Source organism: Nonomuraea sp. NPDC002799, from assembly GCF_053592075.1.
Genome location: NZ_JBSFVA010000005.1, coordinates 179,534 through 200,258, shown reverse-complemented (window position 1 = coordinate 200,258; position 20,725 = coordinate 179,534). Strand labels below are relative to the sequence as shown.

The window sequence follows — 20,725 nt, the reverse complement described above, 5'->3', positions numbered from 1 at the left end:
ATGGATGCTCATCTCGAAAAGCTCTGGAACACCTTGGAGAAGGTCGACGACCACGCGGTCACCGTCCGCGCCTGGGGCGGGCGGCTGGCCTGCGTGCTGGCCGCCGGTGGCAGGCTGCTGGCCTGCGGCAACGGTGGCTCCGCCGCCGAGGCCCAGCATCTGACGGCGGAGCTGGTCGGCCGCTTCAGGGACGACCGCCGGCCCTACGCGGCGATCCCGCTGCACGGCGACGTGTCGTCCCTGACCGCGATCGGCAACGACTACGGCGCCGACGAGGTCTACGCCCGCCAGGTGCGGGCGCACGGCCGCCCCGGCGACGTGCTGCTGTGCCTGTCGACGAGCGGCGGCAGCCCGAACGTGCTGGCCGCCGCCGCGGCGGCGCGGGAGGCCGGGCTGCTGGCCTGGGCCATGACGGGCCCGGCGCCGAATCCGCTGGCGGAGTTGTGCGACGACGCCATCGCGGTGCCGGCGGCGGAGGCGGCCACCGTGCAGGAGGTGCATCTCACGATGCTCCACTTGTTGTGCGACGCGGTCGAGGGGGCGCTGTGACCGACCGCGCCGGCCGCGCCTCGGGCGGAGCCGGGCGGCCCGGGGGCCCGCTGGTCGTCATCGGCGACACCTTGCTCGACGTGGACGTCGAAGGGGAGGCCGAACGGCTCTGCCCCGACGCGCCCGTGCCGGTGATCGACGTGGCCTGGGAGCAGGCCCGTCCCGGCGGAGCCGGGCTGGCGGCGCTGCTGGCCGCCCGCGACGGCGCCGACGTGGTGCTGATCACGGCGGTCGGCGACGATCCCGACGGCCACCGCTTGTGCGGGCTCCTGTCGGAGGAGCTCGACCTGGTACGCCTGCCGCTGCGCGGCGGCACCGTCCGCAAGACCAGGATCAGGTCCAGGGGCCAGACCCTGGTCCGGCTGGACACCGGCGACGGCACGGCCAGGTACGCCCCGAGCGAGGCGGCGGCGCGGGCGATCGGTCAGGCCGGCGCGGTGCTGGTCTCCGACTACGGCAGAGGCGTGGCCAAGATGGCCCGCGAGCTGCTGCGCGAGGCCGCCGTACCGGTGGTGTGGGACCCGCATCCCCGGGGCGAGCGGCCGATCCCCGGCTGCGCGCTGCTGACGCCGAGCGAGGCGGAGGCCAGGCTGCTGTGCCCTGCGGGGTACCACGGCCCCGATCAGGCGGCCCGCCGCCTGGTGCGGGAGTTGCGGGCCAAGGCGGTGGCGGTCACGACGGGCGAGCGCGGAGCCGCGCTGGCCGTCCAGGGCGGCCCGCTCACCCGGGTGCCGCCGCCGGTGCGGACCGGCGGCCAGGACGCCTGCGGCGCGGGCGACCGGCTCGCCGCCGCCGCGGCGCTCGCGCTGCGGGACGGCGCGGACACCGAGGACGCGGTCACGATCGGCGTCGGCGAGGCCTCGCGCTTCGTCGAGCGCGGCGGGGCCGCCTCGATCAAGGTTCAGGAGCAGCGGCTGGGCGACCGGCCGCGCACGGCGCTGGAGGTGGCCGAGCTCACCCGCGCGGTGGGCGGCCGGCTGATCGCCACCGGCGGCTGCTTCGACCTGCTGCACGCCGGGCACGTGAGCCTGCTGCGGCGGGCCAGGGCGCTGGGCGACGCGCTCGTGGTCTGCGTCAACTCCGACGACTCGGTACGCCGGCTGAAGGGCCCGTCGCGGCCCATCGTGGACGTGCGCGACCGGGTCGAGGTGTTGCGGGCACTGAGCTGCGTGGACGCGGTCCTGGTGTTCGACGAGGACACCCCCGCGAGCTCCATCGAGCGCCTGCGTCCCGACGTCTGGGTCAAGGGCGGCGACTACGAGGGGGAGATGTTGCCCGAATCCGGGGTCCTGAGCGGCATCGGCGCGGAAACGGTCGTGCTGAGCACCCTGCCGGGACGTTCGACCACCCATCTGATCAGGGAGATCCAATGAACATTTTGATCACGGGCGGAGCCTCCGGGCTCGGCCTGGCCACCGCCGAGGCCGTGGAGAAGGAGGGCTGGCGGGCGCTGGTCGTCGACGTGCGCGAGCCCGACCAGCGTTTCGAGCACGTCACGGCCGACCTGGCGGACCGGGGGCAGGCCGAGCGGGCGGTGCGCGAGCTGGCCGAGCGGGCCGGTGGCCTGGACGGCGTGGTGACGGCCGCCGGCATCGACGCCTGCGGGCGGCTGGAGGACGTCCCGGCCGACGACTGGGAGCGGGTCATCCAGGTGAACCTGCTGGGCACGGCCGCGGTCGTGCGGGCGGCGCTGCCGTACCTGAAGCACACCCGCGGCACGATCGTCACCTGCGCCTCGACGCTCGGGTTGCGGCCGCTGAGCGACGCGTCGGCGTACTCGGCGTCGAAGTTCGGCGTCGTGGGGCTCAGCAGGGCGCTGGCGGTGGAGCTGCGCGGCGAGGTCGGGGTGACGCTGCTCGTTCCCGGCGGCATGCGGACGGGCTTCTTCGACGGCCGTCCCGAGCAGTACAAGCCAGGACCGGAGGCCGGGCTGAACGATCCGGCGCACGTCGCGCAGACCGTGATCTTCGCGCTGCGGCAGCCGGCCGGATGCGAGGTGAGAGAGCTCGTCGTGTGCCCCTCGACGGAAACGTCATGGCCCTAGAGCTGCTGGCGCTGCGCGGGCTCGGCCTGGGCGACCTGCTCACGGCCGTGCCCGCCCTGCGCGCCCTGCGCCAGGCCTTTCCGCGGCACCGGATCACGCTGGCGGCGCCGCGACCGCTGGCGGCGCTGCTGCCGCTGACCGGCGCGGTGGACGACCAGATCGACGTGTCGGGGCCGGGGCCGGTGCCGTTCGAGCGGCCGGACATCGCGGTCAATCTGCACGGGAAGGGGCCGCAGAGCGTCGACGCGCTGCGGCGTACCGATCCGGGCCGGCTGATCAGCTTCGGCACCGGGCCGCCCTGGCCGCGGGACGTGCACGAGGTGCGCCGCTGGTGCGGCCTGCTGGAGTGGCACGGCATCCAGGCCGATCCGGCCGATCTGACGCTCGGCGTCTCCGACCGGACGGGGCCCGCGATCGTGCATCCGGGCGCCGCCTATCCCGCGCGGCGCTGGCCGCCGGAGCGGTTCGCCGAGGTGGCGGCCGCGCTGGACGACGTGGTCGTCACCGGGAGCGCGGCCGAGGTGCCGCTGGCCAGGAAGGTCGCGGAGCTGGCCGGGCTGCCGCCCGAGCGCATGCTGGCCGGGCAGACCGGCCTGGCCGACCTGATCGACCTGATCAGCAGGTCCAGGCTGGTGGTCTGCGGCGACACCGGCGTCGCGCACCTGGCGACGGCGTTCTGCGTGCCGTCGGTGGTGCTGTTCGGGCCGGTCTCGCCCGCGTTGTGGGGGCCGCCGCCCGGCTGGCGTCATGTGGCGTTGTGGGCCGGGCGCAGCGGGGACCCGCACGGCGCGCGGCCCGACCCGGGCCTGCTGCGCATCGAAGTGTCCGAAGTCGTCGACGCTGCCTTGGAGGTCACATCATGAGGGCTCTGATCACCGGGGGCGCCGGGTTCCTCGGCTCCTATCTGTGCGAGCGGCTGCTGGAGGAGGGTTCGGAGGTGGTCTGCATGGACAACTTCCTGACCGGCGGGCCGCGCAACGTGGAGCACCTGATCGACCGGCCCGAGTTCCGGATCATCGAGTGCGACCTCACCGGGTACGTGCACGTGCCGGGCCGGCTGGACCTCGTGCTGCACTTCGCCTCGGCCGCCTCGCCGGCCGACTATCTGCGCTATCCGATCGAGACCCTGCGGGTCGGCAGCGTCGGCACGTTGCACGCGCTGGGCCTGGCCAGGGAGAAGGGCGCCCGGTTCGTGCTGGCCTCGACCAGCGAGGTGTACGGCGACCCGCTTGAGCATCCGCAGCGCGAGACCTACTGGGGAAACGTGAACCCGGTCGGCCCGCGCAGCGTCTACGACGAGGCCAAGCGCTTCGCCGAGTCGCTGACCACCGCGTACCGCCATTCGCGGGGCACCGACACCGGCATCGTGCGGATCTTCAACACCTACGGCCCGCGCATGCGTCCCTACGACGGCCGGGCGATCCCGACGTTCATCCGGCAGGCGCTGACCGGCGATCCGATCACGATCACCGGCGACGGCTCGCAGACGCGCTCGATCTGCTACGTCGACGACACCGTCTCCGGCATCCTGGCCATGGCCGGCAGCGACTTCGCCGGGCCCGTGAACATCGGCAACCCGGACGAGCTGACCATGCTGGAGCTGGCCACGATGATCAAGGAGCTGACCGGGTCGTCGTCGGAGATCCAGTTCATCGACCGTCCCGCCGACGATCCCAGGGTCCGGCGGCCCGACACGACGCTGGCGGCCGAGCGGCTCGGCTGGCGGGCGCGGGTGCCCGCGGCCGAGGGGCTCGCCCGGACGATCGAGTGGTTCGCCGCGGAGCTGGCCGTCGTGCCCGAGCTCGTGTGAGGGTGCCGAGCCGGCCGGCTCGGCACCCTGCGGACGTCCTAGCGCTCGTTCCCGTCGCGCAGCCAGCCGACGTACTCGGCGACCGCGCGCTCGGCGTCGTAGGCCGGCTCGTAACCGGTGTCCTCGCGCAGGCGCGTGATGTCGAGCCAGGTGTCCTGCGCGGGGCCCTTGGGGTCGCGGCCCTCGGGCAGGTCCACGCGGGCGCCGGGAACGACCTTCTTGATCGCGGCGATCACCTCGCCGTGGGTCGTCAGCCGGCCGGAGGCCACGTTGTAGGTACGGTGGCGCAGCCGGTCGGCCAGTTGCAGCAGGGCGATGGCCCGGCCGCAGTCCTTGACGTAGATCATGTCGATGCCGTTGCCCGTGTAGGCGCCGGCGCGCAGCGTGGACAGGTCGGGGTCGGTGCCGCGGGCGGCGGCGTGGACGAGCTGCGGAGCGGCGAAGAACGGTGACGGCGTGTGGCCGCGCGGGCCCCAGACGGCGGCGATGCGGTAGCCGGCCACCGGAATGTCCAGGACGCCGCCGAGGTGGTCGGACATCAGCTCGCCGATCTTCTTGAACGTCTGGATCGGGTGGGTGGCGGCTATCGGCAGCGGCACGTCCTCGCGGTGCGCGCCCGCCCCGGCAGCGCCGTTGTACACGCCGATCGTGCTGGCCAGGCCGACGCGCGAGACCTGCCACTCGCGGGCGGCCTGGAAGACGTTGAGCAGGCTGGTGACCGCCTTGCGGGCGCCGTCGAGCGGCTCGTACGCGCCGGGCGGCCACGGCACGGAACCGGCGAGGTGCACGATGCTGGTGATCTTGTGGCGGGTGCCGATCTCCAGGAGCGACTCCACGTCGGTGATGTCGGCCCGCTCGACGAAGAGCCGCCTACCCGCCTCCTCCGCGAAGGCGGCCGGGACGTCGGCGGGACGGCGCTGCACGAGCACGCAGGACTCTCCCAGATCGAGCAGGGCCCGGGTGGTCGACGCGCCGATGAAGCCGAGGCCGCCCGTGATCAGAATCATGATCGCCATCCATCAGTTAGATAAATCATCAGCTATACTGATAATCAGACTAAACTCTACTCTTGGTGGTTGTCCAATCGAGTCGGTCCCGCCCCGGCGGACGGGGCCGGACATGACGAAGCCCCGCAACTCGCGGTGGGCGAGGTGCGGGGCTTCGGCAGGGTGGCGCTGAGCGGCTAGAGCGCGACGCCGAGCAGGGCGTCGGCCAGGTCCCTGACCAGCGCGGGGGCCGCCAGGTCGGAGCCGGGGTGGGCGAGCGCCTGCTCGGCCCAGGCGTCGATCGCGGCCAGCGCGGCCGGGGTGTCGAGGTCGTCGGCCAGGCGCTCGCGCACGGTGGCCAGCAGCCCGTCGGCGTCCGGCCCCGAGGAGAGCGCGGCGGCCCGGCGCCACAGCGCCAGCCGGCGCTCGCCCTCGGCGATCAGCCCGGGGACGTATTCCCAGTCGGCGCGGTAGTGGTGGGCCAGCAGCACGAGCCGGACCGCCATCGGATCGTGCTGACGGCGCAGCTTCGACACGAACACCAGGTTGCCCTTGGACTTCGACATCTTCTCGCCGTCGAGCCCGACCATGCCCGCGTGCGCGTAGAACTTGGCGAACGGCCACTCCCCCGTGGCGGCGTGACCCTCGGAGGCCCCGCACTCGTGATGCGGGAAGATCAGGTCGGAGCCGCCGCCCGCCACGTCGTAACCGGCGCCGAGGTGGTCGAGGGCGATCGCGGTGCACTCGATGTGCCAGCCGGGGCGCCCCCGGCCCAGCCGCGACTCCCAGGCCGGCTCGCCGGGCCGCTCGGCCCGCCACAGCAGCCAGTCGAGCGGGTGGCGCTTGCCCGGCCGGTCGGGGTCGCCGCCGCGCTCGGCGAACAGCGCCAGCATCTCGCCCTCGTCGTAGCCGGAGACCTGGCCGAACTTGGGCGCGTCGGCGGCGTTGAAGTAGACGTCGCCGTCGAGGACGTAGGTGACGCCCTTGGCCGCGAGCTTGACGATCAGGTCTGCCACCTGGCCGACGACCTCGGTCACGCCGACGTACTCGCGGGGCGGCAGGATCCGCAGCGCCTCCATGTCACCGCGGTAGAGCTCGATCTCCCGGTCGGCCAGGGCCTGCCAGTCGATGCCGGTCTGGGCGGCCCGCTCCAGCAACGGGTCGTCCACGTCCGTCGCGTTCTGGGTGTAGTGGACGTCGTGCCCCGCGTCGCGCCATATCCGGCCGACGAGATCGAAGGCGTGGTAGGTGTTGGCGTGGCCGAGGTGGGTGGCGTCGTAGGGGGTGATGCCGCAGACGTACATCCTGGCGGTGGGCCCCGGATCGCTCTGCCGCACCTGCTTGGCCGACGTGTCGTAGAGACGCAGCGGAATGCTCTCACCTGGGAGCTTGGGGACGTTCGGGGCAGACCACGATCTCATGTCTTTAAGCCTATCCGTCCCGATCGGCGGTCAGGTCGGTGAACTCGTACGTCACACCACCGGGCGTGAGCGTGACCTCCATCACCGACAAAGAGGCGAAGACGCGGCCGTCGGGCAGCTCGTGCCGGACGATGAGCGCGTCCGGTTCGGCGGAGGGCCGCACCGCGACGAGCTCGCGCCACGCGTCGGTGCCCGCGAACCTCGGCAGGTGGGTGACGACCCGATCGCTCGCCGGGTCCAGGCCCGTGTTGACGACCATGCTGACACCGCCGGGCAACTCCGCGGTGGTGCGGCGCGCGCCGTCCCAGCCGTACAACCTGACCGCGGACAGGTCCGCGACGACCAGGTGGAACGGGTCATAGCGGGTGAGGTCGTCGCCCGGCGGCTCCCCCGTGTACGCCGCCCGCAGCGCCAGGTCGCCCCGGGAGATCTTCGTCGTCTCCCTGGCGGCGTGACCGCGCCCGTTGAGCAGGGCCGCGGCGCGGCGGGCCGCCGGGTTGACGGCCAGCCAGGTGCCGCCGGCCTTGAGGTCGCGCCCGCCGATCACGCCCGGATAGTCCGGCCAGTGCTCTCCCGGTGCCTCCCAGGGGCGGTCGGCGAACTCGTCTCTCACGCCCATGAGGGTCAGCGTCCGCCCGGTTCTCACGATCAGCGTGCACATGGGGCAAAGGGTAATAAACGAGCGCCGACCTCTGAACGCGGGGGCCTGTCATAAGAAGAGGCCCCCGCGTCCGGAGATCGGGGGGCCGGTCAGATCAGGGGCCGGTTGAATCGAGACCGGTTAGATCGGGGCCGGTCAGATCGGGGGCGGTCAGATCGGGGGCGGTCAGATCGGGGGCCAGGGGATGGCGGGCCAGCCCTCCGACGGGTACGGGTGCACGCCGGTGTCCAGCAACCGCCTGACCCGGTGCCAGGTGGCCTCCACCTCCGCCAGCGTCAGCAGCTCGCGCAGCCGGCGTCCCAGCGAGCCCGACTCGATGTCGCGCTCCAGCTTGGCCAGCACCGCCACCGCCTCGCGGGCCAGCGGCTTACCGCGCCACTGCCACAACACCGTGCGCAGTTTGTCCTCGGCGGAGAAGCAGACCCCGTGGTCGACCCCGTAGACGTGGCCGGTCGGCAGCGGCAGCAGGTGCCCGCCCTTGCGGTCGGCGTTGTTGACCACCGCGTCGAACACCGCCATCCGGCGTACGACCGGATTGCGGCTCTTGACCAGCCGCATGAGATCGACCTCGCGCTCGGTGTCGATCCAGAGCTGGCACATGCCGGGCCCGAACGGGCCGTCGCGGTAGACCGTGGGCGGCACGATGCGCCAGCCGGTCGCCTGCGAGACCTCGAACGCGGCCACCTCCCGCGCCGCCAGCGTGCCGTCGGGGAAGTCCCACAGGGGCCGCTCCCCCCGCACCGGCTTGTAGACGCAGGCGGCCGTGCGCGAGCCCAGCTTGACCGAGCAGTAGAGCGTCATGTTGGTGGCCTCGACGAGCCTGCCGGCCACCTCAAGGCGCCCGTCGCGCAGCAGCGTGAGCGCTTCCTCGTCACGGGTGGCCGGCGGTTGGGACGGCTTGATGGCCGGTTCGCTCTCCGGAGCGGTCATGAAGCCGCCTCACCCCCGCGATAGCCGTTGAGGCGTACGCAGACGTGCCCGGCGGCGTCGAGGGGCTGCGCGCACAGGGGACACGGCGGGCGGCCCGCCGAGACGATCTGAAGAGCCCGCTGGGTGAAGGCGCGAGCGGCGCCGGCGCTGATGCGCACGCGCAGCACGGCGGGGTCGGGGCCCTCCAGGTCGTCCTCGTCGACGACCTCCTGCGCCTCGATCACCACCTGCGCCTTTTCCGCGTCCCAGGCCAGCGCCATGGTGCCCACGCGGAAGTCCTCCGCGAGCGGCGCGTCGAGCGGGGCGTCGTCGGCCAGGTCGGCGGGAGGAAGTGCGGGCACCTGGGCGGCGCCCCCGCTCAGCCGCAGCACCTCGTCGAGCAGCTCGTCGAGCCTGCCCGCGAGTGCGGCGACCTGCAACTTCTCCAGTGCCACCGTGGTCAGTCTGCCCTCGGCCCTGGCCTGCAGAAAAAAGGCCCGCGCGCCCGGCTGCCCCAGGGCGCCGGCGACGAATCTCTCTGGTGGGTCGTAGTCGAAGACCGGCATAGCCTGACCTTACGTGGTTCCGGGTCCACCGCCGACGGCGGCATCGCTCCCGGTGATGTTTTCTCCCCCGTCTTTCTCCTCCGAATCCTCGGGAAGCCTCAATTCCCCCATATCGTTAAGCCTGAGAACAAAGGGTCGCACGGGGGTATAGCGAATGACGGTGAGAGCCGCCGGATCAGCCGCAATCCGTTGAAAGTGATCGAGATGGAGGCCCAGGGCATCGGCCACGATGGCCTTGATCACGTCGCCGTGACTGCAGGCCAGGTAGACTCCCTTCTCCCCCAGGCGTTGATTCCACCCCCTGATCGCCGCGACCGCGCGATGTTGCATTTCGGCCAGCGATTCGCCTTCCGGAAATGTCGCCGCGCTGGGGTGCGCCTGCACGACCTGCCACAACGGCTCCTTCGCCAGCTCCTTGAGCGGCCGGCCGGTCCAGGTGCCGTAGCCGCACTCGATGAGGCGCTCCTCGGTCCGCACCTCCAGATCCCGTCCTTCGGCGACGGCCTGGGCCGTTTCCTGGCACCGTTCGAGCGGGCTGGAGACGATCGCGTCGAGCCGGACGCCCGCGACGCGCCTGCCGAGCGCGGCGGCCTGCGCCCGGCCCGCCTCGCTCAGATGCACTCCGGGAGTACGGCCGGCCAGCACGGGGCCGGTCAGGTCGGTCAGCCCGTGCCGGGCCAGAAGCAGCGTGGTCACCCGGCAAGTGTCGCAGGCGTCGATCACGACGTTTCATCCGCCCGGACGGTAACCTGGCGGGATCATGGAGCAGCGCTATGTCGGCCGCAGTGGCCTGTCGGTCTCCCGTCTGGGGCTCGGCACAATGACCTGGGGGCGTGACACCGACGCGGACGAGGCGGCCGCCCAGCTCCGCACGTTCCTCGACGCCGGCGGCAATCTCGTCGACACGGCCGACGTCTACACCGGCGGCGACGCCGAGCGGCTGCTGGGGCGGATGCTGCGCGACTCGGTGCCGCGCTCGGAGCTGGTGATCTCCACCAAGGCCGTGGTGACGCCGGCCGGGCGCCGGCCGCGCGACGCCTCCCGCCGCCACCTGATCGCCGCGGTCGACGACTCCCTCAACCGGCTCGGGCTCGACTACGTGGATCTGTGGCAGTTGCACACCTACGACGGGGAGGTGCCGCTGGAGGAGACGCTGGCGGCGGTGGACGCGATCGTCTCCTCGGGGCGCGCCGTCTACGCGGGCGTGTGCGACTACGCGGGCTGGCAGCTCGCCGCCGCCGCCGTCACCCAGAAGATGGTCCCGGGCCGCATCCCGATCACCTCGGCGCAGGTCGAATACTCCCTGCTGGCCCGCGAGCCCGAGCGCGAGGTGCTGCCCGCCGCGGCGCAGCTCGGTGTGGGCGTGCTGGCCTGGTCGCCGCTGGGGCGCGGGGTGCTGACCGGCAAATACCGCACCGGGATCCCGGCCGACTCGCGGGCCGCGACACCCCACTTCGCCGACTTCGTCCGCCCCTACCTGGACGAACGCAGCCGCAGCGTCGTCGAGTCGGTCATGACCGCGGCCGACGGGCTCGGCGTCTCGCCGCTGGCCGTCGCCCTGTCGTGGGTGCGCGACCAGCCGGGGGTGGCCTCCGCCATCGTCGGAGCCCGTACGCACGCGCAGCTCACGGGGGCCTTGCCGGCCGAGGACGTGGTGCTGCCCAGAGAGATCCGAGAGGCCCTCGATGACGTGTCGTCACTCGACTGATCCGGAGCGGCCGCGGGACGCGGCGCCGGCGGGCCGGTGCCCGGATGAGCCGTGCCGTCCGCCCAGGCCGGAACAAGAGACCCACTCGCGTATCACTAGTCGATACCGAATCGCAACTTTACCCGGAAAACACCTGCGTCCGGTGAGCGATGTCCACCAAGATTTCCCCCGGAAGCGACGCAGGAGGGGACGGATGGGGAGCAGGACCGCGATCTCGGTTGGAGTTCTCGCCGTGGCGCTGGTGACCGCCCCGATCTCGGCGCCCGCCGCCGCGGCCACCGTCCAGGACTGCACCGGTGGGGGAGGTCTGCTCTCCGGGGTGACCAACACCCTGTGCGACGTCGTCAGTGTGGTCACGGGGACGGTGTCCACCCTGACGGGAGGCGTGACCGACCCGGTGACGGACGGCGTGGAGAAGACGACCGACGAGGTGCTGGGAAAGGTCGGCGAGGTGGTGCCGACCGGCAAGCCGACGCCGGCCGGGTCCGCCAAGGGCACCTCGCCCACGCCGGACAGCACGGGGCTGGTGCCCAAGACGCTGGACGAGGTGTGCCCGCCGGAGGCGACATGCACGGACCAGGGGGTGCTCGGCACGCTGTCGCCGCGGCCCACGCCGTCGCCCGGCCGCACGAAGCAGCCGCGGGAGGGCCGGAGCAGCGCGAAGGCCACCGCCATGGCCACGGCCGCCCCCGTGCCGCCGCAGAGCCACCCGCAGCAGCTCGACACCCAGCGGCCGGTCGGGAAGAAGGAGACCGTGAACGCCGAGGAGCCGCGCGTCGATCTGCTGTGGCCCAATCCGTTCGCGCACGAGCTGACGGCGCCGATGCAGGATCGGCGGGTGGTGCGGCCCAGCCCGCCCGCCTCTGACGTGCTGGGGACGGCGCTGACGATCGTGCTGCTCGGGTCGGCGGTGCTGGCCACCCGCATCGTGCAGCAGCGCCGCCACCGTGCCGAGCCCCCGGAGTCGATCCCGTTCGAGCCCGCCCGCGCCGGCAACGGCCGGCACCGGCTCGCCTGACACCGGGGCTGTCCCGCGAACCGGACAGCGGCCCGGTGCGGAAAGGAACGGCCCGAGCCGGAAGGGCTCGGGCCGGGCGTCACGCCTCAGGGGCGTCCCGCGTCAACGGTCAGGGCGGCAGGCGGGGGTCAAGAGCCGATGGCGTGGACGCCGCCGTCCACATGGACGATCTCGCCCGTCGTGGCGGGGAACCAGTCGGACATGAGCGCCACGCAGGCCTTGGCCGCCGGCAGCGTGTCCGTCAGGTCCCAGCCCAGCGGGGCCTTGGCCGGCCAGCTCTCCTCGAACTCGGCGAACCCCGGGATCGACTTGGCCGCCATCGTGCGCAGCGGGCCCGCCGCCACCAGGTTGACCCTGATGTTCTGCTTGCCCAGGTCACGGGCGAGGTAGCGGCTGCACGACTCCAGACCGGCCTTGGCCACGCCCATCCAGTCGTAGACCGGCCACGCCTTGCTGGCGTCGAAGTCGAGGCCCACGACCGAGCCGCCGGCCTTCATCAGCGGCAGGCAGGCCACGGCGAGGGACTTGAAGGAGTAGGTGGACACCTGCAGCGCGGTGGCGACGTCCTCCCACGGGGTGTTGAGGAAGTTGCCGCCGAGCGCGGTCTGCGGCGCGAAGCCGATCGAGTGGACCACGCCGTCGAGGGAGTCCACGTGCTCGCCGACCCGGTCCGCCAGCGTGTCGAGGTGCTCGGTGTTCTGGACGTCGAGCTCCAGCACCGGCGGCAGCTCGGGCAGGCGCTTGGCGATGCGCTCCACCAGGCTCAGCCGGCCGAACCCGGTGAGCACCACCGTGGCGCCCTCCTCCTGGGCCAGCTTGGCCACCGAGAACGCGATCGAGGCGTCGGTGAGCACGCCGGTCACAAGGATGCGCTTGCCTTCGAGAATTCCCACGTCAGTGCCCCATTCCGAGTCCGCCGTCGACCGGGATCACGGCGCCGGTGATGTAAGAGGCGTCGTCGCTGGCCAGGAACCGCACGACGCGCGCGATCTCCTCGGGAGCCGCCTGCCTGCCGAGCGGGATGTTGGCGATGATCGCCTCGTGGTCGAGATCGGCCGTCATCGCGGTGGCGACGAAGCCGGGCGAGACCACGTTGACGGTGATGTTACGCGAGCCGTACTCGCGGGCCATAGAGCGGGCGAACCCGACCAGGCCCGCCTTGGAGGCGGCGTAGTTGGTCTGTCCCGCCTGGCCGGACAGGCCGATGACGGAGGAGATGAGGATGACCCGGCCGCGCTTGAGCCGCATCATCGGCCTGATGGCCCGCTTGGCCACGCGGAAGGCGCCGGTGAGGTTGGTGTCGATGACGTCGGTGAAGGTCTCCTCCTTCATCATCGCCAGCAGCGTGTCCTTGGTCATGCCCGCGTTGGAGACCAGGACCTCGACCGGGCCGTGCTCGGCCTCGACCTTGTCGAAGGCGGCCTCCACCTCGGCCATGCTGGTGACGTCGCAGCGGACGCCGAACAGCCCCTCGGGTGGCTCCCCCGATCGGTAAGTGACCGCGACGGCGTCGCCTGCCGCGGCGAGTTCGCGGGCAATCGCCAGGCCTATGCCGCGATTGCCCCCGGTGACGAGTACAGAGCGTCCCATGGCATACGACGGTATCTCGTAACCGCTGGTATCCGGTTGTCCGGGACGGACAAGATCGCAGGGTTAGGATCGTGGACATGCGCCAGATCGATCCCGATTTCCTGGAGCTGCCGCTGCGGCAGCTCGCGGACGCCGCCTTGCAACGCGCTCGCGACCTGGGCGCCGAGCACGCCGACTTCCGGCTCGAACGCGTGAGGGCGGAGACGCTCCGCCTCTACGACACCCGGCTCGAAGGCGCCATGGACGCCGACGACCTGGGCTACGCCGTGCGCGTCGTCAAGGGCGGCACCTGGGGGTTCGCCGCGGGCGTCCACCTGACGCCCGAGGCCGCCGCGAGAGTGGCCGAGCAGGCGGTGCGGGTGGCCGAGGTGAGCGCGCCGATCAACCGCGAGCCCGTCGAGCTGGCCCCCGAGCCGGTCTACGCCGACGCCGTGTGGGTGTCGGCGTACGACGTGGATCCGTTCGAGGTGGCCTCGGCCGACAAGGTGAGCCTGCTGGCGGACTGGTCGGCCGGGCTGCTGAAGGGCGCCGACCACGTCTCGGCGCGGCTGCTGCAGGTCAAGGAGCAGAAGTTCTACGCCGACACGGCCGGCACCGTGACGACGCAACAGCGCGTGCGGGTGTATCCCAAGCTCAACGCGATGAAGGCGGCGCCGGGCGGCTTCGACGACATGTCGACTCTCGCGCCGCCGGTCGGGCGCGGGTACGAATACCTGACCGGCACGGGGTGGGACTGGCCGGCCGAGCTGGAGAGACTGCCCGAGCTGCTGGCAGAGAAGCTGGCGGCGCCGTCGGTCGAGGCGGGCGACTACGACCTGGTGATCGATCCGTCCAACCTGTGGCTGACGATCCACGAGTCGGTCGGCCACGCCACCGAGCTGGACCGGGCGCTCGGCTACGAGGCGGCCTACGCGGGCACCAGCTTCGCCACGTTCGACCAGCTCGGCGAGCTCGTCTACGGCTCGCCCGCGATGAACGTGACGGGCGACCGCACGATCACGCACGGCCTGTCCACCATCGGCTACGACGACGAGGGCGTGGCCGGGCAGAGCTTCGACGTCGTCAAGGACGGCATCCTGGTCGGCTACCAGCTCGACCGGCGGATGGCGCGGCTGCAGGAGCTCGGGCGGTCCAACGGCTGCGCGTTCGCCGACTCGCCCGGGCACACGCCGATCCAGCGGATGGCCAACGTGTCGCTGGCGCCGGCGCCCGGCGGGCCCTCGACCGAGGAGCTGATCTCGCGGGTGGAGCGCGGCGTCTACATCGTCGGTGACAAGAGCTGGTCGATCGACATGCAGCGCTACAATTTTCAGTTCACCGGGCAGCGGGCGTACAAGATCTCGCAGGGGAAGCTGGCCGGGCAGGTGCGCGACTTCGCCTACCAGGCGACGACGACGGACTTCTGGCAGTCGATGGAGGCGGTCGGCGGGCCCGGGACGTACGTGCTGGGCGGCGCGTTCAACTGCGGCAAGGGCCAGCCGGGACAGGTCGCGCCGGTCAGCCACGGTTGCCCCTCGGCGCTGTTCAGGGGCGTGCGGATCCTCAACACGGTGCAGGAGGGCGGGAAGTGAACGAGCCGATCAGGGACGGTCTGGCGGTCCGGACGTCCCCCCAGGACATGGTGGAGCGGGCGCTTCGGCTCTCTCGCGCCGACGGCTGCGTGGTGCTGGTGGACGAGAGCTCCACGGCCAATCTGCGCTTCGCCGGCAACACGCTGACCACGAACGGCGTGGCCCGCACCGCGCGGCTGACCGTGATCTCGATCGCGGGGCAGGGCGTGGGGGTCGTGTCGCGGGCCGCCGTCCGCGAGGATCAGCTCGCCGGCGTGGTGGCGGCGGCCGACGCCGCGGCCAGGGACGCGCGACCGGCCGAGGACGCGCGCCCGCTGGTCGAGGGCGTGCCCGCGTCCCCCGATTGGGACGCTCCGGTGCGGCCGACCGACATCGAGGTGTTCGAGAGGTTCGCCCCGGCGCTCGGCGACGCGTTCGCGGCGGCGGAGGCGGGCGGCAGGAAGCTGTACGGCTTCGCCGAGCACACGCACACCTCGACCTTCCTCGGCACGTCCACGGGCCTGCGGCTGCGGCACGACCAGCCCGCCGGGCGGCTGGAGCTGAACGCCAAGTCCGCCGACCTGAAGCGCTCGGCGTGGACCGGCGTGTCCACGCGGGACTTCGCCGACGTCGACGTCGACGCGCTCGGCTCCTCGCTGGCGCAGCGCCTTGAGTGGGCCAAGAACCGGGTGGACCTGCCGGCCGGGCGCTACGAGACGCTGCTGCCGCCCAACGCGGTGGCCGACCTGATGATCTATCTGTACTGGTCGGCGGGCGTCAGGGACGCGCTCGACGGGCGCTCGGTGTTCGCCAGGCAGGGCGGCGGCACCCGCGTGGGCGAGCAACTCGCCACGCTGCCGGTGTCGTTGTCGAGCGACCCGGGGGCCGAGGGCATCGGGTGCGCGCCGTTCGTGATCGCGCACGCCTCCGGCAGGGACAGCTCGGTCTTCGACAACGGGCTGCCGCTGGCGCCGACCGACTGGGTCAAGGACGGGCGGCTGGAGTCCCTGCTGCAGACCCGCTACTCGGCGGAGCTGAGCGGGCTGCCGGTGACGCCCGGGATCGACAACCTGATCGTGTCGGGGCCCTCGGGCGGGCCGTCCCTGGCGGACATGATCGCCTCGACCACGCGCGGGCTGCTCGTCACCTGCCTGTGGTACATCCGTGAGGTCGACCCGCAGACCCTGCTCGTCACCGGGCTGACCCGGGACGGGGTCTACCTGGTGGAGCACGGGGAGGTCGTGGGCGAGGTGAACAACTTCCGGTTCAACGAGAGCCCGGTGGACCTGCTCGGGCGGGTCACCGAGGTGAGCGCCGGCGAGCGCACGCTGGCGCGCGAGTGGGGCGACTACTTCCAGCGGACGATCATGCCGGCGGTCCGGGTGCCCGACTTCAACATGTCGACGGTCAGCCAGGCGAGCTGACGCGCGCCACGGCCGGCCGGGCCCGCCCCGCCGGGGCGGGCCGGCCACGGCCGGCCGGGTGTGCGGCGTCGTGGCGGGACGGGCACGGCCGTGTGCGGCGTCGTTGCGGTGGGACCCGGACTCAGGAGGGCCGCTCGCTCAGCGAGGGCCCAGGAGGGCTCCCAGGGCGTGGCTGAGGCACTCGCCGAGTGTCTTGGCGCACGTCTCATAACCCTGCGGCGGGCCGCCGTACGGGTCGTGCACCTCCGGCGCCCGCCGGGGGTCGCGGCGGCGCGCGGCCGACTGGACGATCGCCCGCGCCCGCTCCGCCGTGTCCGAGCGGTAGCGGCGGTGCCCCGCGCCGGCGGCCAGCTCGGCGAACTCCGGCAGCGTGAACGTCTTGTGCGCCGCCCCGGGATCGAGGCCGGCGGCGGCCGTCCGGTGCCCCGCCTCCATCGTCAGCAGCAGGTCGGCCGACCCGATGAGGCCCGACTCCAGCATGCGGGCCCGATGCGCCCGGCCGTCGAGGCCCAGCCGGTCGAGGGCGGTGACGGCGTGCGGCGCCATCGGCAGGCCGACCAGCGCCCGCACACCCGCGCTCTCCGTGGCCACGGGGAAGGCCGCGGAGCGCAACATCCGCTCGGCGATCACCTCTGCCATGGCGGAACGGCAGATGTTGGCCGTGCACACCAGCAGGATGCGGAACTCACCCCTCACGCGGCCAATCTAGCCGCTCAGGCAGGCAAGGGAGCGGCGAACTGCGACGTCAGGAGTCTTCGAGGCGGAATCCCACCTTCATCCCCACCTGGAAGTGCGCCACCTCCCCCGCGTCGAGATGCCCGCGAATCTCCGTCACCTCGAACCAGTCGAGGTGACGCAGTGTCTCCGAGGCCCGCCTGAGGCCGTTGCGGATGGCATGGTCGACGCTCTCCCCCGACGTGCCGACAATCTCCGTGACCCGGTACGTGCGATCCGTCATCTCCACATCCTCCTAACTCGAAGGCCATGATCGCATGACCCCGGATCCCGGACGGGGCCGCCGTCGCACCCGGAGCGTCAGAGGTCTAACGTGGAAGATATGAAGGGGTGGCGCAGGAAAGCGGACGTCCACCAGGTCACGGACGCCAAGCCGTCGCTGACGGACGACATCGGCAGGCGCGAGGTCAGCTATCTCGTGAAGATGGGCATCAGGACGATCTGCCTGATCCTGGCGGTCGTGCTCCCGGTGCCGATGCCGGTCCGGCTGCTCTTCATCGCTGGGGCCGTCTTTTTGCCATACATAGCGGTAATCGGGGCCAATGAGAGGGGCAAGCCTGCACCTCCCCCTACCTTTCAGTCCCCTGAAGCTAACCAAACCGAGATACCGCTGCATCGACGCGAGATCGGGTCGTGACTAAGTCTTGACGCATCCCACGGGTTGTAGGTGTACGCTTTAGCCAAGCGCTCCGGTCCCCCGTCGGAGTGCTGGTGCCGGCGTTCCGGGCCCCCGTCGGAACGCCGATGAAGCGACGCCGGGTGGTTTGCCCCCGTAACCACCCGGCGTCGCCCTTTTCCTGGTGAAACCCTTGCCCCGGACGATCTACCCGGCGTGGCGAGTCCCGTCCGATAGGGCCGCTTTCCCGAAATCGTTTACATCCCCTCCCGCCTCGTTATTCACAGGAAATCTTCAGGCGAGCGGGGCCTGACTTCAAGAGTTCGTTCGAGTGTCAGCCGTCTGTCAGCGTCTCACTGGTTGCCTGCTCCCACTTTTTCGCCAATGTGACCAGTCTGGCCACAGCGTCCTCAGGCGCCGTCCCGGCCCCCTCGGCGAGGCCGAGCAGGTAGGCCGTCAGTGGCGCGGCCGGTCTGGCGACGCCGTGCGCGACCTCCTTGGTGAGGTCGAGGATCTGGTCGCGGTCCACGCGGGCCGGGTCGATGCCCAGCTCCTCGCAGGCCAGGATGGTCCATTCGTTGAGCACGTTCATACGAGCCTCCTCCAGGTCCTCCATTGTGTCGCAGTCGAACCACGGCCGCCCGGGCGGCGTCGAACGCACGCGTACCAGCGGGCCGAGAAGTCCCTTGAGCGACCGGCCGGCGTACGCGGCAAGGGCGTCCTTGAGCGCGGGCGCCGGCCAGGCGCCGGCCAGCCACTGCTCGCGCCCGTCCCGGTCGGCCATGACGGCCCCGCCGGACGACGTGCGCGCCGCGTCGAGGAGGTCGGCGACGTGGGCGGCCGTCATGAACGGCAGGTCGCCGGCCAGGAGCACCACCCACGGGGCCGTGACCTCGGCGAGGCCGGCCGCGAGCGCGGGCACCGGGCCGCCGCGCGGCGGGTCCTCGCGGGCGAAGACGACGCCGGGGATCGGGCGTTCCGGGCCGACCACGATCACCCGTGCGGCGCTCGGGACCGCCGCCACGACGTGCTCGACCAGGGATTTGCCGCCGACGGCCAGGGCGGGCTTGTCGGCTCCGCCCAGCCGGCGGGCCTCTCCCCCGGCCAGGATCACCGCGTCGTGAGCCGGCGGGACGGACGCCTGCGGGACGGACGCCTGCGGGACGGGTGCCTGCGGCATGCCGCGCGCCGCCGTCAGCCGCCGATGGCGGACATGGGCCTGGACGGCTGCAGGAAGGACGGGTCGTCGATGCCGTGGCCGGCGCGCTTGCGCGACACCGCCGCGATCCACCGCTCGGCCAGCTCGCCGTCGGACGCGCCCGCGCGCATGGCGCTCTTCAGGTCGGACTCCTCCGTGGCGAACAGGCAGTTGCGGACCTGGCCGTCGGCGGTGAGCCTGACCCGGTCGCAGGAGCCGCAGAACGGGCGGGTCACCGAGCCGATCACGCCCACCCTGGCCGGGCCGCCGTCCACGAGGAAGCGCTCGGCGGGAGCGCTCCCGCGCTCCTCCAGGTCATCGGCCGTGAGATCGAACGAGGCTGACAGCAGGTCGAGGATCTCGTCGGCGGTGACCATGCCCTCGCGGCTCCAGCCGTGCTGGGCGTCGAGCGGCATCTGCTCGATGAAGCGCAGCTCGTAGCCCTGGTCGAGGGACCAGCGCAGCAGGGCGACGGCCTCATGGTCGTTGACGCCGCGCATGAGGACGGCGTTGACCTTGACGGGGCGCAGGCCCGCGCGGTCGGCGGCGGCCAGGCCGGCGATCACGTCGGCGTGCCTGTCGCGGTGCGCGAGCCGCTTGAACGTGCCGGGGTCGAGCGTGTCGAGCGAGACGTTGACCCGGTCGAGTCCCGCCGCCGCCAGCGGCTCGGCCACGCGGGCCAGGCCGATGCCGTTGGTCGTCAGCGACACCTGCGGCCGTGGTGCGAGCGCGGTGGTGCGGGTGACGATGTCGACCAGCTCGCGCCTGAGCAGCGGCTCACCGCCGGTGTAGCGCACCTCGGTGACGCCGAGGCGCTCGACGCCGATCGTCACGAGCCGGACGATCTCCTCAGCGGTGAGGAGCTGGGGGTTGGGCAGCCAGTCAAGGCCCTCCGGGGGCATGCAGTACGTACAGCGCAGATTGCACTTGTCCGTGAGGGACACCCGCAGATCTGTCGCCACCCGTCCGAACGAGTCTCGCAACACGGGGCGTCACCTCCTGTTCGTTCGTCAGAGGGCCAGACTACGGTGAGTGCCGCCACACGCCCAAAAGCCCCTCTTCACGGCACGACAACACTTCTGTCGCTAGATCGATTCCGCGCCGGGGTCGAGGTGGGCCGTGTAGGCGTCGTTGAGAGCCTGCCAGCCGTACGCGAGAGCGTCCTCGCCGCGGATCGGGGCGACCGGGCGGCCGTCGAGAAGGAGCTCGGCGACCCGCAGGCACAGGTGCCAGCCGGCGGCCATCTTGGGCGCCGCGGCGCGCTCCTGAACGGTGTGCAGCAGCGTCAGCCGGGTGCCCTGGCCGGTCGGCGCGAGCTCCCAGCGCAGCCGGTCGGGGCCCCAGGTGTGCTCCAGCAGCGTGGGCGGCTCCGACGTGAGCACCGACTCGGCCATGTCCACGGTCGTGTCGCCGTCGATCATCAGCAGCGTCACCTCGCCGGTGGCGGCGAGGTCACGAGCCGCGGTGTAGGGGGCCCACTGACCGAGCTGCCCCGGCTCGGTCAGGGCGGCCCACACCTTCTCCGGCGGGTGGCGCAGGTCACGGACGAAGACCAGCGTCCATCCGCCGGCCGCGGGCCGGCAGCCGACGTCGGCGAGGGGGCCGGGGTCGAAGGTCGCGTTCATCATCACTCCATCGTGTCGAGGTGACGCTCCAAAGCGTCGAGGTGGGTGTCCCACAGGCGCCGGTACGGCGTGAGCCAGGCGTCCACGGCCCGCAGGGGTGCGGGCTCGATCCGGTAGATCCGCCGCTGTGCCGCCGTGCGGCTGATGACGAAACCGGCCTCGCGCAGCACCTTGAGGTGCTTGGACACGGTGGGCTGGCTGATGGCCAGCTCCTCGGCCAGCTCGCCGACACTGCGCTCGGCCCCCACGAGCCGGTCGAGGATCCTGCGCCTGGTCGGCTCGGCGAGTACGGCGAACGACGCATCCACGCTCATA

The 20,725-nt window shown here is 72.1% G+C and carries 24 protein-coding genes; 10 read left to right on the top strand and 14 right to left on the bottom strand.

What is annotated here, in order from left to right:
- Genes ACWD0F_RS12385 through ACWD0F_RS12365 form a run of 5 tightly spaced genes read left to right on the top strand, consistent with a single transcriptional unit; the run spans window position 1 to window position 4,403 of the window.
- Complete coding sequence (locus tag ACWD0F_RS12385; RefSeq protein ID WP_449874622.1) at window positions 1–549, top strand: D-sedoheptulose-7-phosphate isomerase; 549 nt, start codon at window positions 1–3, stop codon at window positions 547–549.
- Entirely contained in the window at window positions 546–1,922 is a 1,377-nt protein-coding gene (locus ACWD0F_RS12380) for a PfkB family carbohydrate kinase (protein ID WP_449874620.1), read from the top strand. The genes ACWD0F_RS12385 and ACWD0F_RS12380 overlap by 4 nt, the downstream gene beginning before the upstream one ends.
- Window positions 1,919–2,593 (top strand): SDR family oxidoreductase, encoded by a 675-nt coding sequence (locus tag ACWD0F_RS12375; protein ID WP_449874618.1) that lies wholly within the window; start codon window positions 1,919–1,921, stop codon window positions 2,591–2,593. Before ACWD0F_RS12380 ends, ACWD0F_RS12375 begins: the two co-directional genes overlap by 4 nt.
- The gene (locus ACWD0F_RS12370) at window positions 2,584–3,456 is read left to right on the top strand and encodes a glycosyltransferase family 9 protein (protein ID WP_449874616.1); all 873 of its coding nucleotides are present in this window, start codon (window positions 2,584–2,586) and stop codon (window positions 3,454–3,456) included. Before ACWD0F_RS12375 ends, ACWD0F_RS12370 begins: the two co-directional genes overlap by 10 nt.
- Window positions 3,453–4,403, top strand: a complete 951-nt coding sequence (locus tag ACWD0F_RS12365) for a UDP-glucuronic acid decarboxylase family protein (protein WP_449874614.1) — start codon at window positions 3,453–3,455, stop codon at window positions 4,401–4,403. Before ACWD0F_RS12370 ends, ACWD0F_RS12365 begins: the two co-directional genes overlap by 4 nt.
- A gap of 38 nt (window positions 4,404–4,441) precedes the next feature.
- On the opposite strand, the gene ACWD0F_RS12360 is transcribed toward ACWD0F_RS12365, so the two are convergent.
- The 6 genes from ACWD0F_RS12360 to ACWD0F_RS12335 form a co-directional block, all read right to left on the bottom strand.
- Window positions 4,442–5,410, bottom strand: a complete 969-nt coding sequence (locus tag ACWD0F_RS12360; protein WP_449874612.1) for an NAD-dependent epimerase/dehydratase family protein — start codon at window positions 5,408–5,410, stop codon at window positions 4,442–4,444.
- 176 nt (window positions 5,411–5,586) lie between these two features.
- On the bottom strand, window positions 5,587–6,810 hold the full coding sequence (gene mshC, locus ACWD0F_RS12355; RefSeq protein WP_449874610.1) for a cysteine--1-D-myo-inosityl 2-amino-2-deoxy-alpha-D-glucopyranoside ligase: 1,224 nt from the start codon (window positions 6,808–6,810) through the stop codon (window positions 5,587–5,589).
- Window positions 6,811–6,820: 10 nt separating this feature from the next.
- Entirely contained in the window at window positions 6,821–7,471 is a 651-nt protein-coding gene (locus ACWD0F_RS12350) for an NRDE family protein (RefSeq protein ID WP_449874608.1), read from the bottom strand.
- Window positions 7,472–7,636: 165 nt separating this feature from the next.
- On the bottom strand, window positions 7,637–8,401 hold the full coding sequence (locus ACWD0F_RS12345; protein WP_449874605.1) for an SCO1664 family protein: 765 nt from the start codon (window positions 8,399–8,401) through the stop codon (window positions 7,637–7,639).
- A complete protein-coding gene (locus tag ACWD0F_RS12340) occupies window positions 8,398–8,946 on the bottom strand; it encodes a DUF3090 domain-containing protein (protein ID WP_449874603.1) in 549 nt (182 codons plus the stop codon). The genes ACWD0F_RS12345 and ACWD0F_RS12340 overlap by 4 nt, the downstream gene beginning before the upstream one ends.
- Before the next feature lie 9 nt (window positions 8,947–8,955).
- Complete coding sequence (locus tag ACWD0F_RS12335) at window positions 8,956–9,642, bottom strand: histidine phosphatase family protein (RefSeq protein ID WP_449874601.1); 687 nt, start codon at window positions 9,640–9,642, stop codon at window positions 8,956–8,958.
- A 64-nt stretch (window positions 9,643–9,706) separates the two neighbouring features.
- Between ACWD0F_RS12335 and ACWD0F_RS12330 the strand changes: the two genes are divergently transcribed.
- Together ACWD0F_RS12330 and ACWD0F_RS12325 are read left to right on the top strand one after the other, a co-directional pair.
- Window positions 9,707–10,654, top strand: coding sequence for an aldo/keto reductase (locus tag ACWD0F_RS12330; RefSeq protein WP_449874599.1), 948 nt, complete (start codon window positions 9,707–9,709; stop codon window positions 10,652–10,654).
- Window positions 10,655–10,847: 193 nt separating this feature from the next.
- A complete protein-coding gene (locus tag ACWD0F_RS12325; protein ID WP_449874597.1) occupies window positions 10,848–11,672 on the top strand; it encodes a hypothetical protein in 825 nt (274 codons plus the stop codon).
- A gap of 128 nt (window positions 11,673–11,800) precedes the next feature.
- On the opposite strand, the gene fabI is transcribed toward ACWD0F_RS12325, so the two are convergent.
- Window positions 11,801–12,565 carry an enoyl-ACP reductase FabI gene (gene fabI / locus ACWD0F_RS12320; RefSeq protein WP_449874595.1) on the bottom strand — a complete coding sequence of 255 codons (765 nt, stop codon included), beginning with the start codon at window positions 12,563–12,565 and terminating at the stop codon, window positions 11,801–11,803.
- A 1-nt stretch (window position 12,566) separates the two neighbouring features.
- The gene (gene fabG, locus ACWD0F_RS12315) at window positions 12,567–13,262 is read right to left on the bottom strand and encodes a 3-oxoacyl-ACP reductase FabG (RefSeq protein WP_449874593.1); all 696 of its coding nucleotides are present in this window, start codon (window positions 13,260–13,262) and stop codon (window positions 12,567–12,569) included.
- Window positions 13,263–13,339: 77 nt separating this feature from the next.
- Between fabG and ACWD0F_RS12310 the strand changes: the two genes are divergently transcribed.
- Complete coding sequence (locus tag ACWD0F_RS12310) at window positions 13,340–14,833, top strand: TldD/PmbA family protein (RefSeq protein ID WP_449874592.1); 1,494 nt, start codon at window positions 13,340–13,342, stop codon at window positions 14,831–14,833.
- A 47-nt stretch (window positions 14,834–14,880) separates the two neighbouring features.
- Complete coding sequence (locus ACWD0F_RS12305; RefSeq protein ID WP_449875019.1) at window positions 14,881–16,236, top strand: metallopeptidase TldD-related protein; 1,356 nt, start codon at window positions 14,881–14,883, stop codon at window positions 16,234–16,236.
- 138 nt (window positions 16,237–16,374) lie between these two features.
- Here ACWD0F_RS12305 and ACWD0F_RS12300 read toward each other — a convergent pair whose 3' ends face one another.
- Both ACWD0F_RS12300 and ACWD0F_RS12295 read right to left on the bottom strand, forming a co-directional pair.
- On the bottom strand, window positions 16,375–16,932 hold the full coding sequence (locus tag ACWD0F_RS12300; protein ID WP_449874590.1) for an arsenate reductase/protein-tyrosine-phosphatase family protein: 558 nt from the start codon (window positions 16,930–16,932) through the stop codon (window positions 16,375–16,377).
- Window positions 16,933–16,981: 49 nt separating this feature from the next.
- Complete coding sequence (locus tag ACWD0F_RS12295; protein WP_449874588.1) at window positions 16,982–17,194, bottom strand: dodecin; 213 nt, start codon at window positions 17,192–17,194, stop codon at window positions 16,982–16,984.
- Between the two features lie 99 nt (window positions 17,195–17,293).
- On the opposite strand from ACWD0F_RS12295, the gene ACWD0F_RS12290 reads away from it, so the two are divergent.
- The gene (locus tag ACWD0F_RS12290; protein WP_449874586.1) at window positions 17,294–17,608 is read left to right on the top strand and encodes a DUF3099 domain-containing protein; all 315 of its coding nucleotides are present in this window, start codon (window positions 17,294–17,296) and stop codon (window positions 17,606–17,608) included.
- Window positions 17,609–17,921: 313 nt separating this feature from the next.
- Here ACWD0F_RS12290 and ACWD0F_RS12285 read toward each other — a convergent pair whose 3' ends face one another.
- The 4 genes from ACWD0F_RS12285 to ACWD0F_RS12270 form a co-directional block, all read right to left on the bottom strand.
- Window positions 17,922–18,767 carry an NTP transferase domain-containing protein gene (locus tag ACWD0F_RS12285; protein WP_449874584.1) on the bottom strand — a complete coding sequence of 282 codons (846 nt, stop codon included), beginning with the start codon at window positions 18,765–18,767 and terminating at the stop codon, window positions 17,922–17,924.
- Between the two features lie 14 nt (window positions 18,768–18,781).
- Complete coding sequence (gene moaA, locus ACWD0F_RS12280; RefSeq protein ID WP_449874582.1) at window positions 18,782–19,771, bottom strand: GTP 3',8-cyclase MoaA; 990 nt, start codon at window positions 19,769–19,771, stop codon at window positions 18,782–18,784.
- Between the two features lie 99 nt (window positions 19,772–19,870).
- Window positions 19,871–20,413 (bottom strand): SRPBCC family protein, encoded by a 543-nt coding sequence (locus ACWD0F_RS12275; protein ID WP_449874580.1) that lies wholly within the window; start codon window positions 20,411–20,413, stop codon window positions 19,871–19,873.
- The gene (locus tag ACWD0F_RS12270) at window positions 20,413–20,724 is read right to left on the bottom strand and encodes an ArsR/SmtB family transcription factor (protein ID WP_449874578.1); all 312 of its coding nucleotides are present in this window, start codon (window positions 20,722–20,724) and stop codon (window positions 20,413–20,415) included. The genes ACWD0F_RS12275 and ACWD0F_RS12270 overlap by 1 nt, the downstream gene beginning before the upstream one ends.
- Window position 20,725: the final 1 nt, after the last annotated feature.

Bases quoted from the DNA above. Each gene is read 5' to 3' on its own strand.
- ACWD0F_RS12385 (WP_449874622.1), top strand. From the start codon at position 1: ATGGATGCTCATCTCGAAAAGCTCTGGAACACCTTGGAGAAGGTCGAC.
- ACWD0F_RS12375 (WP_449874618.1), top strand. From the start codon at position 1,919: ATGAACATTTTGATCACGGGCGGAGCCTCCGGGCTCGGCCTGGCCACC.
- ACWD0F_RS12370 (WP_449874616.1), top strand. From the start codon at position 2,584: ATGGCCCTAGAGCTGCTGGCGCTGCGCGGGCTCGGCCTGGGCGACCTG.
- ACWD0F_RS12365 (WP_449874614.1), top strand. From the start codon at position 3,453: ATGAGGGCTCTGATCACCGGGGGCGCCGGGTTCCTCGGCTCCTATCTG.
- ACWD0F_RS12360 (WP_449874612.1), bottom strand. From the start codon at position 5,410: ATGATTCTGATCACGGGCGGCCTCGGCTTCATCGGCGCGTCGACCACC.
- mshC (WP_449874610.1), bottom strand. From the start codon at position 6,810: ATGAGATCGTGGTCTGCCCCGAACGTCCCCAAGCTCCCAGGTGAGAGC.
- ACWD0F_RS12350 (WP_449874608.1), bottom strand. From the start codon at position 7,471: ATGTGCACGCTGATCGTGAGAACCGGGCGGACGCTGACCCTCATGGGC.
- ACWD0F_RS12345 (WP_449874605.1), bottom strand. From the start codon at position 8,401: ATGACCGCTCCGGAGAGCGAACCGGCCATCAAGCCGTCCCAACCGCCG.
- ACWD0F_RS12340 (WP_449874603.1), bottom strand. From the start codon at position 8,946: ATGCCGGTCTTCGACTACGACCCACCAGAGAGATTCGTCGCCGGCGCC.
- ACWD0F_RS12330 (WP_449874599.1), top strand. From the start codon at position 9,707: ATGGAGCAGCGCTATGTCGGCCGCAGTGGCCTGTCGGTCTCCCGTCTG.
- ACWD0F_RS12325 (WP_449874597.1), top strand. From the start codon at position 10,848: ATGGGGAGCAGGACCGCGATCTCGGTTGGAGTTCTCGCCGTGGCGCTG.
- fabG (WP_449874593.1), bottom strand. From the start codon at position 13,262: ATGGGACGCTCTGTACTCGTCACCGGGGGCAATCGCGGCATAGGCCTG.
- ACWD0F_RS12310 (WP_449874592.1), top strand. From the start codon at position 13,340: ATGCGCCAGATCGATCCCGATTTCCTGGAGCTGCCGCTGCGGCAGCTC.
- ACWD0F_RS12305 (WP_449875019.1), top strand. From the start codon at position 14,881: ATGGTGGAGCGGGCGCTTCGGCTCTCTCGCGCCGACGGCTGCGTGGTG.
- ACWD0F_RS12295 (WP_449874588.1), bottom strand. From the start codon at position 17,194: ATGACGGATCGCACGTACCGGGTCACGGAGATTGTCGGCACGTCGGGG.
- ACWD0F_RS12290 (WP_449874586.1), top strand. From the start codon at position 17,294: ATGAAGGGGTGGCGCAGGAAAGCGGACGTCCACCAGGTCACGGACGCC.
- ACWD0F_RS12285 (WP_449874584.1), bottom strand. From the start codon at position 18,767: ATGCCGCAGGCACCCGTCCCGCAGGCGTCCGTCCCGCAGGCGTCCGTC.
- ACWD0F_RS12275 (WP_449874580.1), bottom strand. From the start codon at position 20,413: ATGATGAACGCGACCTTCGACCCCGGCCCCCTCGCCGACGTCGGCTGC.
- ACWD0F_RS12270 (WP_449874578.1), bottom strand. From the start codon at position 20,724: ATGAGCGTGGATGCGTCGTTCGCCGTACTCGCCGAGCCGACCAGGCGC.